A 15,752-nucleotide genomic window follows, 5' to 3' on the forward strand; every position below is an offset into this window, starting at 1 on the left:
GGCGACATTGACGCCGATCAAGGGCGTGCGGGCGCGTCCGTCGCGGCTTCGTCGGCCAGGCGCTTGTCCAGCCGCTCGGAGGCTTTCTGCGCGTAGGCACGGCAGGCGCCGCGGTCCGCAAGCGGCGCGTCCGCGTTCGGCCCGATACGCGACCACAGCTGGCTGGCGGATGGATGCGGAGTGACCAGAATGTCGCACTCGAGCGCCGCGACCCGCGCCAGCGTGTCGCGGAACGCGGCCACGTAACCGGGATGCGCCGCTTCGTCGCTGTAGCGGTACACGTCGTCGGAGATCGCGGTCGGGCTGTCGGCGTAGACCATCTGCCGGCAATCGCCGCCTTCGCATGAGCGCCAGGTCCAACTGGTGCCGCCGGGCGTGTGCCCCGGCGTGGGAACGACATGCAGGGCGAGCGGGCCGACGCGCACCACGCCATCCTCATCGAGCACGACCACCCGATCGACCGGCGCGAACGGTTCCAGCACCTCGTGCTGCGGATCGCTGCGGTCGCTGGCGCCGCGCTTCAGCGTGGCGACGGCCGGCGCGCGCGCATATACCGGTGCGCCCGTGGCCTTCTGCAGTTCCGCCAGACTGCCTGCATGGTCGAAGTGCTCGTGCGAGAACACGATGGCGCGCACGTCCTCCGGCTTGAAGCCGAGCGTACGGATGTTGGCGAGGATCTGCGGGCCGGCCTGCGGGGTGGCGGCGTCGATCAGGATATGGCCCTCGTCCGACGTCACCAGCAATGCGCTGATGCCGCAGGTGCCGACGTACCAGGTGTTGCCGTAGACCTTCAGTGGCGTGCCGGGATCGTTCCAGCCGGCATCGTCGGCGCAGGCTTTGGCGGCCGGCGCATCGGCGGCAAATGCGCTGGCCGAAGACGAAAGCATGAGGAGGCTGGCGAGCAGCGCAGAGGGGAGCGTCATGTGGCGATCTCGTCGTAGCCGCGGTTGACGAACTGCAGCAGGCACCAGCCATGGCCCCAGGGGTCGGCGAGGCGGACGATGCGGCCCCAGTTCGCTTCGCGGATGTCGGTTTCCTGCACCAGACCGGCCTGCAAGGCGCGATCGAGGGCAGGCTCAAGGGGGTCCACCACTACGTCCAGATGCACGGGTGTCCAGTGGCGGGCGTAGTCGCGGCGCGCGTCGGCGGCGGCGAGGGAGTCGGCCGGATTCTGCAGCACATAGATCGGTGCCTGTGCGCCAAGCAGCTCGACGCCGCCATCGCCGAAGCGACGGCTGGCAGTCAGTCCGAAGGCGCGGGTGTAGAGCGCTTCCGCGGCAGGCAGGTCGGGAACGTCGATGTTGATCAGCAGGTGCATCGCGGTTCCCCCGTGCCCGGAATCAAATGCCGCGTGCGAGCCGCTCGGCGAGGCCGGTGTAGCGGCCCGGCGTCATGTCGCGCAGGCGCTGCTTGTCGTCGGCCGGCAGGTCGAGCGTCTCGACGAAGGCGCGCATCGAGTCGGCGGTGATGCCCTGGCCACGCGTCAGGACCTTCAGTTGTTCGTAGGGATTCGGCAGGCCATGGCGGCGCATGACCGTCTGCACGGCTTCGGCCAGTACTTCCCAGGCGGCGTCGAGATCGGCGTCCAGGCGCTGCGGATTCACTTCCAGCTTGCCCAGGCCCTTGGCCAGCGAATCCAGCGCCACCTGCGTATGGCCGAACGCCGTGCCCAGCGCACGCAGTACGGTGGAATCGGTCAGGTCGCGCTGCCAGCGGCTGATCGGCAGCTTCGCGCTGAAGTGCTCGAACAGTGCGTTGGCGATGCCGAAGTTGCCCTCGGCGTTCTCGAAGTCGATCGGATTGACCTTGTGCGGCATCGTCGACGAGCCGACTTCGCCTTCCTTCAATCGCTGCTTGAAGTAGCCCAGCGAGATGTAGCCCCAGATGTCGCGGGCCAGATCGATCAGGATCGTGTTGGTGCGGCGCGCGGCGTCTCCGATCTCGGCGACGTTGTCGTGCGGCTCGATCTGGGTGGTGTACGGATTGAACACCAGGCCCAGGCCCTCGACGAAGCGCTGCGCGAACGCCGGCCAGTCGACGTCCGGATAGCTGGCGACGTGCGCGTTGTAGTTGCCGACGGCGCCATTGATCTTGCCGGTCAGTTCGACGGCGGCGATCTGGGCACGCTGCCGTTCGATACGCGCCACCACGTTGGCGATCTCCTTGCCCAGCGTGGTCGGCGAGGCGGTCTGGCCGTGGGTGCGCGACAGCATCGGTTGCGCGGCCTGCGCGTGGGCCAGCGTGCGCAGCGTCGCAGTGACGCCGTCGAGCGACGGCAGCAGCACCTCGCGGCGGGCCTGTTCCAGCATCAGGCCATAGGACAGGTTGTTGATGTCCTCGCTGGTGCAGGCGAAGTGGACGAACTCCAGCGCAGGCGCGAGTTCCGCGTCGTCCTTCAGCTGCTCCTTGATGAAGTATTCCACCGCCTTGACGTCATGGTTGGTGGTGCGCTCGATCTCCTTCACGCGCGCGGCGTTCGCGACGCTGAAACCATCCGCCAGTGCCCGCAGCTTCGTCGTCGCGGCGGCGGAGAACGCAGGCAGCTCGGTAATGCCGGCCTCGGCGCCCAGGGCCAGCAGCCATTCCACTTCGACCTTCACGCGGGCGCGGATCAGGCCGTATTCGGAGAAGATCGGGCGCAGGGCGTCGACCTTGCCGGCGTAGCGGCCATCGAGCGGTGACAGGGCGAGCAGGGACGAATCCGACATGGGCGCGGGGAATGCCTGAAAGGGAGCGTTCCATTTTACCCCGGGAAGGCCGCCATCCGGCCTGGCGTATCCTGTGGGCCCCGCCAGCCGCCGGCCCGTGTCGGCGCGCACGCCGTGAATCCCTCCAGGAGACGGTTGATGACCAGCAAGAAGCCCGTGGGCAAGCCCCGCAGCGCGCGCACCCGCATCGAACACGACAGCATGGGCGAGTTGAAGGTGCCCGCCGACGCCCTGTGGGGCGCACAGACCCAGCGCGCCGTGCAGAATTTCCCCATTTCCGGACGGCCGATGCCGCGCGGCTTCATCCGCGCGCTGGGCCTTGTGAAGGGGGCGGCCGCCGAGGTCAACGCGGGCCTGGGCCTGCTGCCGAAAGGCATCGCGGCAGCGGTGCAGGCAGCCGCGCAGGCCGTGGCGTCCGGAGAGTACGACGTGCATTTCCCGATCGACGTGTACCAGACCGGCTCGGGCACCTCGTCCAACATGAACGCCAACGAGGTGATCGCCACCCTGGCGTCGCGCGCGTCCAAGGACGACACCGGCAAGACGACGGTGCACCCGAACGACCACGTCAACCTGGGGCAGAGCTCCAACGATGTCATCCCGACGGCGATCCGCGTGGCCGCGCAACTGGCCGTCGTGGAAGACCTGCTCCCCGCGATCGCGCACCTGCGCAAGGTGATTGATGCGCGCGGCAAGGCGCTGGGCAAGGTGGTCAAGACCGGCCGCACGCACCTGATGGACGCCATGCCGCTCACCTTCGGCCAGGAGTTCTCGGCCTGGTCGGCGCAGCTGTCTTCCGCGCAGGCGCGCCTCGAAGACACCTTGAAGCGCATACGCCGCCTGCCGCTGGGCGGCACCGCCATCGGCACCGGCATCAATGCCGACCCGCGCTTCGGTGCGCGGGTCGCCAAGGCGCTGTCGACGGCGACCAAAACACGTTTCGAGAGCGCCGCCAACAAGTTCGAAGGCCTCGCCGCGCAGGACGATGCCGTGGAACTTTCCGGCCAGCTCAGTGCCCTGGCGGTCGCCCTGACCAAGATCGCCAACGATCTGCGCTGGATGAACTCCGGCCCGCTCGCGGGGCTGAGCGAAGTGGAGTTGCCGGCGCTGCAGCCGGGCAGTTCGATCATGCCGGGCAAGGTGAATCCGGTCATCCCGGAAGCGACGGTGATGGTGTGCGCGCAGGTGATGGGCTACCACACGGCGGTGACCGTCGCCGGGCAGACCGGCAATTTTCAGCTCAACGTCACCCTGCCGCTGATCGCGCACAACCTGCTGGACGGCATCCGGTTGCTGGCGAACGTGTCGCGCCTGCTGGCCGACGACTGCATCGACGGGCTGAGGGTGCGCGGCGACCGCGTGCAGGAAGCGCTGGACCGCAATCCGATCCTGGTCACCGCGCTGAATCCGGTGATCGGCTACGAAAAAGGCGCCGCCATCGCCAAGCAAGCCTACAAGCAGAACCGGCCGGTGCTGGACGTCGCGCGCGAGGTCACCGGATTACCCGAGAAAACGCTCAAGCCGCTGCTGGACCCGGCCGTGCTGGCGAAGGGCGGCATCCACGGCAAGCCGGGAGGCGGGGGCGGCTGAGGCCGCCTCAACGGGACGGCGCGTCTGCCTGCCCCGCGGCGGCGTCGGCTTCCGCCGCCGCGTCCTCGCCCTTGAGTGCGCGTCCGACCGCGCGCCCGACGTCCTTGCCGGCGTCGTGGCTGTCCCGGTTCGAGGCGCGGCACTCCTGGATGTCATCCGGCTCCATGCCGGCGTAGGGCTGGAAGGCGGGGAGGGCCGCCGCCAGGTCCTGCTGCGCCTTGTAGAGGCCCGGCAGGCGATCGCAGATCTTCATGGCCTGGGCTTCGACCTTTTTACCTTCCGCTTCCATTTCCCGGTCGATCTGGTCGGGATTGCCGCTGAAGATGCCCTTCACGACGGCGCCGACGGCCTTGCCTGCGAGCTTCGCTCCTTCCTTTCCGGTCGCGATGCCGGCATCGGCGATGCCGCCGAGCTCGCGGTGATAGGCGACCAGCAGCGCGCGCTGCGCGTCGGTGACGGCCACCGGCTTGCCGCCGACGATGAAATCGCCCTGGGCGGATATCTCGGCGCGCGGATGGCCGCTGGCGTTGAGTTTCAGGTTCTGGCCCCACAGGGCGCTGGACCGGACGGCGTCACCGTCGTCATCGCCGCCCTTCGAACAGGCAGCGAGCAGCAGGGTGGCGGAAAGGGCGAGCGCGAACGGACGGATCATCATGGGGCTCCTTGGAAGTCAGCGACGCTTCGGAAGGTCGATCGTGCCTTTCACGCCGGCGTGGTCGACGTCGCCGCTGCCGATCGAGCGGACCTTCAGTCCGCCGCTGACATTGCGCACCTCCACGCCGCCCGAGCCCACCGAGCCGACGACCACATCACCGCTGATGTCGCGCAGTTCGGCACCGCCGGAGCCGATCGAACCGATCTCGACGCTGCCGCCGGTCGACAGATCGAAGCCGCCCGAGCCGATGCTGCCGACGCTGGTGGCCCCCCGGATGTTGTCGGCTTCCACGTCGCCCGAGCCGATCGATACGACCTTCAGGCTGCCGGCGCCATGGATGTCGATGTCGCCCGAGCCGACCGAAACGGCGGCCAGTCCGCGGATGCTGCGTCCCACGGCGTGACCGGAGCCGACGTCGGCACTGAACACCGGTGCGCCGGTGACCTCGGCTTCGCCCGAACCGACTTTTACCTGCACGGCCACGTGGTCCGGCAGGCTCGCCGTCAGGTTCATGTAGGCGTAGTTGCCCCCGAACGAGAGGCCGCCGATGCTGCCTTCCTGATACATCCGCACGATCAGCTTGTCGCCCGAGCGGCGCTGTTCGATCTTCAGGCGTTCGAGTCGTTCGGCATGGCTGCTGCAGGCCCTGCCGCTTATCGCTGCCGTCGACCCGGCGCGCGATGCGACGGTCAGGTCGTGGGGGCCGATGTCGAACACCACAGTCTTGGCATCGCCGACATCGAGCGTGAGCTGGCGCGGCGCCTCGTGCTTGCAGTACCGGTCCGACGCCAGCGCGGGCGCGGACAACGCCAGCAGGGCCAGCAGCGGGACAGAGGTCAGGGCGGTGCGCATCGTCGTGTCTCTCCAGATGGGGCTATCGGGGGCGCGTGTCATGCAGGTAGCGGGCGGCTAGCGTGCCGCGAACTCCTGGCGGATATCGTTCTCGCAATTCTCCGCATCTTCGACTCCCAGCGTGGCGTAGGGGCGGAACTGCGGAAGGCTGGCGGACAGGCTCTGCTGGCTGTCCCTCAGTGCGGGCAGGGTGCGGCAGATCTGCCGTACGCCCGGTTCGATGGTTTCGCGTACGGTCTTCTCGACACGGCGCTCCAGATTGCCCGTCATGGCACCGAACAGCAGGCTGAGTACGCCGCGGTCCACGGCCTCCAGCGCCACCTGCGCGCTGCGCTCGCCGATGTCGATGCCGGCCTTGGCGACATCGATCACCTGGCGCCGGTAGAGCAGCAGGTCGCGACGCTGGCGACTGTCGATGGCGACCGGCTCGCCCTCGATCAGGAAATCGCCGTGCGGCGTGATTTCCGCTTTCGGCAACGCGCGATCCGGGTCGGAGGTCCGCTTGTCGGACTTGCCGAAGTGGACGTGGGAACCCAGTCGCAGGTTGCCGGTTTCCAGTTCGCGACGGGCCGCGGCGAGTTCGGTGCGCACTTCCTCGCGCGCCTCGGCCAGGTCCGCGCTGATCTCGCTGCGGATACGCGTGTCCTTGGCATTGACGACCGGCGTGGTCAGCGGCAGCACGCTGGCCAGCAAGAGCGGCATCAGGACGGGGTGGAGACGCAAGATACGCATGTTCGGTTCCTCTCCGTGGCGGAACTGGCAGGGTGTTGATGGAAGCGGGCGACTACGCCCGCTCAGAAAGTCCAGTTGCCGTCGCCGTTCGCGTCGCCGCAGTCGTCCACGTCGGACTGGTCCATGGTGGCGTAGGGGGCGAACTCGGGAAGCGCGGCCGCAAGCGCCTGCTGCGCCGAGAGCAGGCCGGGCATGCGCGTGCACAACTGCGCGACCATCGGCTTGAGCTTGGCCTTGGCCTGCTCGCCGACCTGCTTGCCGATATCGTCGCCGTTCTGACCCGACAGCACGCCCTTCAGGGCGGATGCGGCGGCATCGATGCCGACGCGCGCCCCTTCCATGCCGATGGCCATGCCATCGCCGACCACGCCGAGCAGCTCACCGCGGTACGCCAGTACCAGCGCCTTCTGCTCCGGCGTGGTGGCGACCGGCTTGCCTTCGATCAAGAGTTCACCGGTGGGCGTGATCTCCGCCTTCGGCAGATCCTGCTTGCCGTCGCGATTGATGGAGATGTTCTCGCGGGCCAGGCGATCGCGGGCTTTCGCCACGTCCTGGCGCGCCTTTTCCATTTCCTGGCTGGCTTCGCCGAGGCCGTTGGCGACTTCGTCCATCGCTTTCGCGGCGACGCCGGTAGGGCTGCTGTCCTTGTCCGCCGGCTGGCAGGCGGCGAGGGACAGCACGCCGACGACGAGAAGAGGACGCATCAGGGAAAGAGGAGTCTGCATGTCCATGTCCTGGGTGGAGGCGGGCCGCAGGCGGCCCGCTGGAAGTTGGGCGGTGCGCTTATTCGCTCTCGCGCCAGCGGCGCAGGTAGATCGCGCCGACGATCAGGGCGACACCGACGACCGCACCGATCCACAGATCGGCCGAGGCGAACGCCTGCCAGCTGCGGGTCAGATCGATGGCGCTGGCCAGGTCGTCCGGCGTGTTGATCGCCGCGTGCGGGTTGGCCGCGCCGCCTGGCAGTGTCGGGAACCAAGTGCCCGGCAGCACGCTCAGCAGGCCGCGGTAGACCACCGTGTACCAGATCAGATCGTGGCGGACGTCCAGGCCGGGCAGGATGTCGGTCATGCTGATGATCACGCAGGCCAGCACCGGCACCAGAACCGCCCACAGGAACGGCTTGCTGCGCGCCCACGCCGAGCAGAACATCAGCCACCCGATCGCCGGCAGTGCCCACATCATGTACACGGGCAGCGACGCGATGACCCCGCCGATGATGCGCAGCGGATGGGAGTGGGTGAACACCGCGCCACCCGCCGGCAGGCCGTTGATCGACAGGGTCAGCGCCGAGATCAGCCACAGCGCCAGGCCGATCAGGATGCCGACGCCCACCGCCAGCAGCGGCGCCAGCACCAGCGCCCACGCCAGCTTGGACAGCACCATGTGCGTGTCGGAGACCGGCAACGACTTCCAGAACAGCACGCTGCGGTCGCGACGGTCGTCGTACAGCGTACCCAGTGCGTAGAAGAAGACCACGAAGGCCAGTACGACGCAGGCCAGGATCACGCCGCCCAGCAGCATGCCGTCACCGATGCCGCCGACGATCTGGTGGGCCTTCTCGGGTGCTTCCTCGATACTGAAGCCGCCGCCGTCGAGCTTGCCGCGCGCGGCGATGCTGCCGACGATGGCCAGGATCAGGTTCAGCACCACGAAGATGCTGCCGGTGATCACCGGCGCCCAGAAGAAGCCGCCGCGGTTCTCCCAGAACTCGCGCTTCAGCAACCATGTGAACGCGCCCGGCTTGGAGGATTTGCCCAATGTCGAAGTCACGGCGTTCATGCGTAGGTTCCTTTCATGATGGCGACGAACAGGTCGGCCAGGCCAGGGGTGCGGGTTTCGCCGAGAGCGGCGAGGTGTCCTTTCGGCACGCCGTCGAACAGCAGCACGGTCTTGCCGAAGGGCAGGGCGCGCTCGTCGATGGGCTTGAGGGCGCGGGCCTGTTCGACCGCATCGCCGCTCACCAGCACTTCGGTGTAGCGCTCCGCGACCTCTTCCATCTGCGAGGTCAGCACGATCTTGCCGTCGCGGATGAACATCACGTCGGTGAGGATGTGCTCGATCTCCTCCACCTGGTGGGTGGTGACGATGATCGTCTTCTGCTCGTCGAAGTAGTCCTCCAGCAGCCGCTGGTAGAACTGCTTGCGGTACAGGATGTCCAGGCCGAGCGTCGGTTCGTCCAGCACCAGCAGCTTGGCGTCGATGGCCATCACCAGCGCCAGGTGCAACTGCACGATCATGCCCTTGGACATCTCGCGTACGCGCAGGTTGGGCTTGAGCTGGGTATTGGCGATGAAGCGCTCGCATTTGGCGCGGTCGAAGCGCGGATGCACGCCGGCGACGAAGTCGATGGCCTCCTTGACCTTCATCCAGCGCGGCAGCACGGCGACGTCAGCGATGAAGCAGACGTCCTTCATCAGTTCGTCGCGATCCTTGCGCGGATCCAGGCCGAGCACCTTCAACTGCCCCTCGAACGGCGTCAGGCCCAGGATGGCCTTCAGCGCGGTCGTCTTGCCGGCCCCGTTCGGGCCGATCAGGCCGATGATCTTGCCTGCTTCGATCTCGAAGCTGGTGTTGTCCAGCGCAAGCTTGTTCTTGTAGGCCTTGCGCAGGCCGTGGGCCGACACCACGGCGTTGGCGATTGCAGCATTCATCACTTGGTCCCCTTGGATTGCAGCAACTCTTCGATGGACAGGCCCAGGCGCTCGATGCGCTCGGCGACGGCCGGCCACTCTTCGGTCAGGAAGCGTTCGCGTTCGCTGCCGCGCAGCTTCCGGGCGGCTTCGTCGGTGACGAACATGCCCAGGCCGCGGCGCTTCTCGACCAGGGCTTCATCCGCCAATTCCTGGTAAGCGCGCGAAACGGTGATCGGATTGAGCTGGTACTCGGCCGCCACCTGGCGGACGGAGGGCAGCGCGTCGCCCGGCTTCAGGATGCCGTCCAGCATCATGGCGATCACGCGGTCCTTCAACTGACGGTAGATGGGAGCACCGTCGCTCCATTGGATGGGCGCCATGGTTCAGCTCCTGGGACGCAGGGATTGGCCGAAGGAGAAGTACGGCATGGCCAGCGAGGCCCGCGCACGACGCTTGGGCTGGGCCGGAGCGCTGTCGTCTCCGGTGATCTCGCGGACGTCGGACTCCAGTGCGCCCACCAGCGCGGCGGACTCCGCCTCGGCCGAGCGGCCACTGGACATGGCCGCCAAGGCGCCCGCTGCCAGCAACAGGCCGCCGACGGCCAGGCTGGGCAGGGTGTGGGTCAGTTTCTGGTTCATGGCATCTCCCCGTGAGTTGGGTGAGTGGTGTTGTATTCAACTATAACACCGAAACACAGGCCGTCAACTCCCCTGCAAGGTTTTGTCACCCAACTGAAGGCATACTTGTCATGTTCGACCTAGTGGAGCGTTCCCGTGAAGCACAAGTCGTTGAAATTCATTGCGTTTGTCGCGCTTCTCGGGGCTTCGGCGCTGGCGCTGGCGGCCGGGTTACTGGATGTCAGCTACCGTCCACTGGCGGGCAAGGCGCCGGTCAACCTGAAGCAGCAGTACGCGGGCCAGGTCCTCCTGATCGTCAATACCGCCAGCAAGTGCGGTTACACGCCGCAGTACGAAGGACTGGAAGCGCTGCATCAGCGCTATGCGTCGCAGGGCTTTGCGGTGCTCGGTTTCCCGTCCAACGACTTCAAGGGCCAGGAGCCGGGCAGCGAGAAGGAGATCCAGGAGTTCTGCACGCTGACCTATGGCGTGAAATTCCCGATGTTCGAGAAGGTGACCGTGACCGGCGACAACGCGACGCCGCTGTACAGGTCGCTTGCGCAGGCGACCGGTACCGCGCCCGGCTGGAACTTCCACAAGTACCTGATCGGCCGGGATGGGCGCGTGGTGGCGAATTTCCCCAGCAAGGTGAAGCCGGACGATCCTTCGGTGGTCGAAGCGATCGAGCACGAACTGAAGAAGCCGCGCGCGACGCGTTGATGCAGTGCCTTCGCAGGTGGCCGGCATGCCACAATATCGGTTTGGCGCCACCGCCGTGGCGCAGGTTCCAGGAGCAGAAAGGATGAAGCGGTCGGTCCGCGGCGCAGCCGTGTTGTTAGCAATCTCGTTTTCGATGCTGGGAGGCAGCGTGTCTGCACAGGAAAAAACCGCGCTGTCGTCCGAGCGCGACAAGGTCAGCTACGCCATCGGCGTGGATGTGGGCAACTCGCTGCAGCCGGTCGGTCCCTTCATGGACATGGCGGCGTTCGAGAAGGCGATCACCGATACGTTCGCCGGCAAGCCGAAGGCCATGACCGAACAGGAAGCGCAGGCCACCGACCAGCTGCTGCGGGTGAATCTGGCGGTCGCGGACGGCCAGCCGATCCCCGGCATGCCGCCGGGTTCCACGCCGCCGCCGGTGGACAAGGCGAAGGTGGGCCTGTTCCTCGGTACCTACGTGATCGGCCCGTCGCTGCTGCCGTTCAAGGACGAGATCGATACCGCCGTGCTGACGCAGGCCGTGAAGGCCGTGGCCACCAAGAGCGGCACGCCGCTGTTGTCGCTGGAGCAGGCGCAGGCGGAAATGCAGGCGTATCTCGCCAAGCGGCAGGCGACGGCAGGCCAGCGCAACCGCGACGAGGGCGCGAAATTCCTCGCCGAGAACAAGGTCAAGCCGGGCGTCATCACCACGGCGTCCGGCCTGCAGTACCAGGTGCTGCGCCCGGGCAACGGCCAGCGGCCGATGGCCAGCAGCCGCGTCCGCGTGAACTACGAAGGCAAGCTGCTCAACGGGGACGTGTTCGACAGCTCGTACGCGCGCGGCGAGCCGGCGGAGTTCGGCCTGAACCAGGTGATCGCCGGCTGGACCGAAGGCGTGGCGCTGATGCCGGTGGGTGCGAAGTACCGTTTCTGGATCCCGTCCAACCTCGCTTACGGCCCCAATGGTGCGCCGGGCGGCAAGATCGGTCCGGATGCGACGCTCACGTTCGACGTGGAACTGATGGGCGTCCTGCAATAAATCGCTGCTCCAATCGGTCATCCCACGAGGAAGCTCCCGAATGCGCGTCGCGATTTTCGGCACCGGCTATGTCGGTCTGGTCACGGGTACGTGTCTGGCCGAGGTAGGCCATGACGTGATGTGCATCGACATCGATCCTGCCAAGGTCGACGGTCTCAACAACGGCATCGTGCCGATCTACGAACCTGGCCTGTCACCGATGGTGAAGGCCAATCATGCGGCCGGTCGCCTCCGTTTCACGACCGAGGCCGCGCAGGCGATCGCCCACGGCGAGATCATCTTCATCGCCGTGGGTACGCCGCCCGACGAGGACGGCAGCGCCGACCTCCAGTACGTGCTCGCCGTGGCCAGGACCATCGGTCGCCACATCGATCGCGCCTGCACGGTGGTCAACAAGTCCACCGTGCCGGTCGGTACCGCGGACAAGGTGCGCGCCGCGATCGAGGCGGAACTCGCGGCCCGTGGCGCCGACGTCGCGTTCGAGGTCGCGTCGAATCCCGAATTCCTCAAGGAAGGCGATGCGGTCAACGACTGCATGCGTCCGGACCGCATCGTCGTGGGCGCGTCCAGTCCGCAGGCGGTGGAGAAGCTGCGTCGCCTGTACGCGCCGTTCAACCGCAACCACGAACGCATCGTGGTGATGGACGTGCGCTCGGCGGAGCTGACCAAGTACGCCGCGAACGCGATGCTGGCGGCGAAGATCAGCTTCATGAACGAGATCGCGAACATCGCCGAGCGCGTGGGCGCGGACGTCGAGCAGGTCCGCCAGGGCATCGGTTCCGATCCGCGTATCGGCTGGCACTTCATCTATCCAGGCGCCGGCTACGGCGGCTCCTGTTTCCCGAAGGACGTGCAGGCGCTGGCCCGCACGGCGCAGCAGCATGGCTACGTGGCGGAACTGCTGCAGGCGGTGGAGTCGGTGAACGAGCGCCAGAAAGGCCACCTGTTCGAGCTGATCCAGCGCCACTACGACCGGGGCGAGGACGAGGGCGTGCGCGGCAAGACCTTCGCGGTGTGGGGCCTGTCGTTCAAGCCCAACACCGACGACATGCGCGAGGCGAGCAGCCGCCGGCTGCTGGCCGAACTGTGGGAAGCCGGTGCCCGCGTGCGGGCCTACGATCCGGAGGCGCGCGAGGAAGCGGCGCGCATTTTCGGCGAGCGCGACGATCTGATGCTGTGCGACGACGCGCGTGCCGCCGTCGACGGCGCCGACGCGCTGGTGGTGGTGACCGAATGGAAGCAGTTCCGCAGCCCGGATTTCGCCCGCCTGCAGGAAACGCTGGGCGATGCCGTGATCTTCGACGGCCGCAACCTCTACGATCCCGGCGACGTCGAAGCCGCCGGCCTGGCTTATTACGGCATCGGGCGCGGGAGGTCCGTGCGTGCAGACTGACCTGCCTCTGTCGGGCGACACCCTGGAGCGTCGCCTCGTCGAACTGGAGACACGGCTGGCATTCCAGGAGCATTCCCTCAACGAGCTGAGCGAGGCGCTCGCCGATGCCCGTGCGGAAAACCAGCGCACGGCGCTGCTGTTGCGCCATATGGTGGAAGAACTCGGCAAGGTGCGGACATCACTGTTCGAAGATCCCGCCAACGAGCCTCCGCCGCCGCATTATTGATACGCTTGGGGCTCAGCAGTCCCCTTGAAAGACCGATGACCGATTCACTCCGTGACCAGCTCCTGGGCCTTGGCTTCAAGCCTGCGCCCAAGCCCGAGCGCAAGCCCGAACGCCGTCCCGACCCGCGTCGCGACGCCCACAAGCCGGCGGGCAAGGCCGGCGTGCACCCGAAGCCGGGGCAGGGCGGCAAGCCGCGTCCGCCGCAGGGCAACGCCAAGCCGAAACCCAAGCGCAGCCAGGAAGACATCGACCTGGCCAAGGCCTACGCCATCCGCGCGCAGCGCGAGAAGGACGAGCGCATCGAAGCCGAACGCGTAAAGCAGGAAGAGGCCCGCGTGCGCCGCGAGGCGAAGGCCAAGCTCGAAGCTTTCCTCAAGGACAAGGCGCTCAACATCGCCGACGCCGATATCGCGCGGCATTTTCCGTATGGCGGCAAGATCAAGCGCATCTACGTCGATGCCGACCAGTTGAAAGCGTTGAACGCGGGCGAACTCGGCGTGGTGCAGCAGAACGGCCGCTATCTGCTGGTCACGGCAGCGGTGCTCGCCGAGGCGGAATCCATCTTCGCTCCGGCCGTCGCGCTGAAGGTCGACCCGGATGCGCCTTCGGGAGACGATCCCTACGCCGATCCGCAGTACCAGGTACCCGACGATCTGGTCTGGTGAAAACGCCTGACCGGCCACGGCTCTGCCTGCTGCCGGGACTGGATGGGACCGGACGCCTGTACGCACCGCTGGTGGCCGCACTGGCGGACATGGCCGATGTCGACGTGCTGGCCTACGACGACACGCGGTTCCTGGACTACTCCGCGCTCGCCGATGCGCTGGCGCCGGCGTTGCGACGTCACGATGACGTGGTGCTCGTGGCGGAATCCTTCGCTGGGCCGCTGGGCGCGCTGCTTGCCTACCGCCATGGCGCCCGGATTCGCGCCCTGGTGATGGCGGCCAGCTTCGTCCGTTCGCCGCTGCCCTTCAGCAGGGTCGCGGCAGCGCTCCTGCAGTGGGCGCCGGCTGTCGCTCCGCCGCTGTTCGCCCTGGAGCGCTTGCTCGCGGGTAAGAGCCTGCCGCCCGCCTTGCGTGCCGAATTCGAGGCCATCTTGGCCAGTGTTCCGCCGCACGTGCTGCGTCAGCGCGCCATGGCGGCGCTGAGCGTGGACGTGACGGAGGAAATGGCCGCGCTGAACATGCCGGTGCTCTATCTGCAGGCCAGGCACGACAGGTTGATCCGGCCGCAAGCGGGTCGGGAGGTCATGCGTCTGGCGGGCAATGCGCGCCATGTCGTGATCGACGCACCGCACTTCCTGTTCCAGATGGCGCCGGCGCCGGCCGCCATCGAGATCGGTCGGCTGATCACCGGGTTGCGTCGAGATCCACGCGAGCCGCCGGCGCGGGACTTCGCACCAGCCACCGCCACACGATGAGAGCGGCCACCAGCGCGATGACGGACGAGCACAGGAACGCGGCTTCGCCGCCGCCGCCGATGCGCCACAGCTGGCCGGCGAGCAGGGCGCCGCATACGCCGCCGACGCCCGACGACAGGCCGTAGAAGACGCCCTGGCCGTGTCCGTTCATGCGGCCCGGGAAAAAGCGCACCAGCAACTGCATGGCGGCCGCGAAGAAGGCGCCGAAGTTCAACGCATGCGTCAGCTGCGCCACCACCATCACCGGCACGCTGTCGGGGAACAGCGCGGTGACCAGCCAGCGCAGCGATGCACTGAGCAGCGCCACCATCAGCACGCGCGTGGCGTCCCAGCGTCGGAAGATGCGGCTGGACAGGAAGAACACGCCGATCTCCGCCAATACCCCGACCGTCCACAGCGCGCCCTGCGTCGCGGTCGGGTAGCCATGCTCGGACAGGTAGATCGAGAAGAACGTGTAGAACGGCCCGAACGAGACCTGGGTCAGGAACGCGGCGACGAAGAAGGCGATCACCTGCGGCTGCCGCAGCCGTACCCGGAAACTGTCGTCGGTGTCGTGCGTCCGGGTGCTGGGATCATGCGCGTACCGATTGAGCAGCGCGGAGCCCATCACGCCCGCCAGCACGGGCAGCATGAGCCACGGCAGTGCGCCGACGCCGAGCCGGCGCTCGTCGATCAGCCAGCCGAACGACGCCACCACGACGATGAAGCCGATCGATCCCCACACACGGATCAGGCCGTAGCGATCGCTGCGCGCACCCAGATGCGAGAGGGTGATCGATTCGAACTGCGGCATCACCGCGTTGTAGGCGAAACAGAAGCCGAGCATCACCGCGAACAGGCCGGCGTGCTCCAGAGGCAGCAGGAACAGCGCGAAGCAGCCGAGCGCCAGGGCGCATCCCGCATGCAGCCAGCGGATCGGATGCGGGGAGCGCGCCGCCAGCGCGGTCCACAGGCTGGGAGAAACGATGCGGGTGGCGTACCACAGGCTCATCAGGACACTGATCGCGGCCACCCCCAGGCCGCGCGACTCGAGGTACAGGCTCCAGTACGGCGTGAACGCGCCCAACACCGCGTAATAGAAGCAGTAGAAGCTGGACAGGCGGACGGCGGGGTAGGGATGCGGAGGGACGGCGCCGGGCGGTGTCATGGCGCATTGTAGCGGTGGGCCATGGTCGGCTGAGTCGC

19 protein-coding genes are annotated in these 15,752 nt (G+C 67.4%); 7 read left to right on the plus strand and 12 right to left on the minus strand.

Features of this window, described 5'->3' with window-relative positions; translation table 11 throughout:
• Positions 1–17: 17 nt before the first annotated feature.
• From bla to purB, 3 genes are read right to left on the minus strand one after another with little or no spacing between them, the layout of a single operon-like run.
• Positions 18–923: a subclass B3 metallo-beta-lactamase gene (bla, locus tag AC1Q5B_RS11835; RefSeq protein ID WP_492631855.1), complete on the minus strand. Its 906-nt coding sequence runs from the start codon at positions 921–923 to the stop codon at positions 18–20.
• On the minus strand, positions 920–1,318 hold the full coding sequence (locus AC1Q5B_RS11840) for a VOC family protein (protein ID WP_492631856.1): 399 nt from the start codon (positions 1,316–1,318) through the stop codon (positions 920–922). Before AC1Q5B_RS11840 ends, bla begins: the two co-directional genes overlap by 4 nt.
• A gap of 22 nt (positions 1,319–1,340) precedes the next feature.
• A complete protein-coding gene (gene purB / locus AC1Q5B_RS11845; RefSeq protein ID WP_492631857.1) occupies positions 1,341–2,708 on the minus strand; it encodes an adenylosuccinate lyase in 1,368 nt (455 codons plus the stop codon).
• 138 nt (positions 2,709–2,846) lie between these two features.
• Between purB and AC1Q5B_RS11850 the strand changes: the two genes are divergently transcribed.
• Positions 2,847–4,298 carry a class II fumarate hydratase gene (locus AC1Q5B_RS11850; RefSeq protein WP_492631858.1) on the plus strand — a complete coding sequence of 484 codons (1,452 nt, stop codon included), beginning with the start codon at positions 2,847–2,849 and terminating at the stop codon, positions 4,296–4,298.
• Positions 4,299–4,305: 7 nt separating this feature from the next.
• Here AC1Q5B_RS11850 and AC1Q5B_RS11855 read toward each other — a convergent pair whose 3' ends face one another.
• From AC1Q5B_RS11855 to AC1Q5B_RS11890, 8 genes are all read right to left on the minus strand, one after another.
• Positions 4,306–4,950: a YggN family protein gene (locus AC1Q5B_RS11855; RefSeq protein ID WP_492631859.1), complete on the minus strand. Its 645-nt coding sequence runs from the start codon at positions 4,948–4,950 to the stop codon at positions 4,306–4,308.
• 18 nt (positions 4,951–4,968) lie between these two features.
• Complete coding sequence (locus tag AC1Q5B_RS11860) at positions 4,969–5,805, minus strand: hypothetical protein (RefSeq protein WP_492631860.1); 837 nt, start codon at positions 5,803–5,805, stop codon at positions 4,969–4,971.
• Positions 5,806–5,862: 57 nt separating this feature from the next.
• Complete coding sequence (locus AC1Q5B_RS11865; RefSeq protein ID WP_492631861.1) at positions 5,863–6,537, minus strand: hypothetical protein; 675 nt, start codon at positions 6,535–6,537, stop codon at positions 5,863–5,865.
• Between the two features lie 62 nt (positions 6,538–6,599).
• Complete coding sequence (locus AC1Q5B_RS11870; protein ID WP_492631862.1) at positions 6,600–7,262, minus strand: YggN family protein; 663 nt, start codon at positions 7,260–7,262, stop codon at positions 6,600–6,602.
• Positions 7,263–7,320: 58 nt separating this feature from the next.
• Positions 7,321–8,319, minus strand: coding sequence for an ABC transporter permease (locus tag AC1Q5B_RS11875; RefSeq protein ID WP_492631863.1), 999 nt, complete (start codon positions 8,317–8,319; stop codon positions 7,321–7,323).
• A complete protein-coding gene (locus AC1Q5B_RS11880) occupies positions 8,316–9,191 on the minus strand; it encodes an ABC transporter ATP-binding protein (RefSeq protein WP_475495987.1) in 876 nt (291 codons plus the stop codon). The genes AC1Q5B_RS11875 and AC1Q5B_RS11880 overlap by 4 nt, the downstream gene beginning before the upstream one ends.
• Entirely contained in the window at positions 9,191–9,553 is a 363-nt protein-coding gene (locus tag AC1Q5B_RS11885) for a GntR family transcriptional regulator (protein ID WP_475495988.1), read from the minus strand. Before AC1Q5B_RS11885 ends, AC1Q5B_RS11880 begins: the two co-directional genes overlap by 1 nt.
• A gap of 3 nt (positions 9,554–9,556) precedes the next feature.
• A complete protein-coding gene (locus AC1Q5B_RS11890; protein ID WP_492631864.1) occupies positions 9,557–9,811 on the minus strand; it encodes a hypothetical protein in 255 nt (84 codons plus the stop codon).
• A 135-nt stretch (positions 9,812–9,946) separates the two neighbouring features.
• On the opposite strand from AC1Q5B_RS11890, the gene AC1Q5B_RS11895 reads away from it, so the two are divergent.
• The 6 genes from AC1Q5B_RS11895 (at position 9,947) to AC1Q5B_RS11920 (ending at position 14,567) form a co-directional block, all read left to right on the plus strand.
• On the plus strand, positions 9,947–10,510 hold the full coding sequence (locus AC1Q5B_RS11895; RefSeq protein ID WP_492631865.1) for a glutathione peroxidase: 564 nt from the start codon (positions 9,947–9,949) through the stop codon (positions 10,508–10,510).
• A gap of 82 nt (positions 10,511–10,592) precedes the next feature.
• Positions 10,593–11,528, plus strand: coding sequence for an FKBP-type peptidyl-prolyl cis-trans isomerase (locus tag AC1Q5B_RS11900; RefSeq protein ID WP_492631866.1), 936 nt, complete (start codon positions 10,593–10,595; stop codon positions 11,526–11,528).
• Between the two features lie 40 nt (positions 11,529–11,568).
• Complete coding sequence (locus tag AC1Q5B_RS11905; RefSeq protein WP_492631867.1) at positions 11,569–12,921, plus strand: UDP-glucose dehydrogenase family protein; 1,353 nt, start codon at positions 11,569–11,571, stop codon at positions 12,919–12,921.
• Complete coding sequence (locus AC1Q5B_RS11910) at positions 12,911–13,147, plus strand: SlyX family protein (protein WP_492631868.1); 237 nt, start codon at positions 12,911–12,913, stop codon at positions 13,145–13,147. Before AC1Q5B_RS11905 ends, AC1Q5B_RS11910 begins: the two co-directional genes overlap by 11 nt.
• Positions 13,148–13,182: 35 nt before the next feature.
• Positions 13,183–13,812, plus strand: a complete 630-nt coding sequence (locus AC1Q5B_RS11915) for a DUF2058 domain-containing protein (RefSeq protein WP_492631869.1) — start codon at positions 13,183–13,185, stop codon at positions 13,810–13,812.
• Positions 13,809–14,567: an alpha/beta fold hydrolase gene (locus AC1Q5B_RS11920; RefSeq protein ID WP_492631870.1), complete on the plus strand. Its 759-nt coding sequence runs from the start codon at positions 13,809–13,811 to the stop codon at positions 14,565–14,567. Before AC1Q5B_RS11915 ends, AC1Q5B_RS11920 begins: the two co-directional genes overlap by 4 nt.
• Here AC1Q5B_RS11920 and AC1Q5B_RS11925 read toward each other — a convergent pair.
• Positions 14,497–15,714, minus strand: a complete 1,218-nt coding sequence (locus AC1Q5B_RS11925; protein ID WP_492631871.1) for an MFS transporter — start codon at positions 15,712–15,714, stop codon at positions 14,497–14,499. The genes AC1Q5B_RS11920 and AC1Q5B_RS11925 overlap by 71 nt on opposite strands.
• Positions 15,715–15,752: the final 38 nt, after the last annotated feature.

The sequence above is a fragment of the Pseudoxanthomonas sp. GW835-FHT14C01 genome (genome assembly GCF_058793715.1).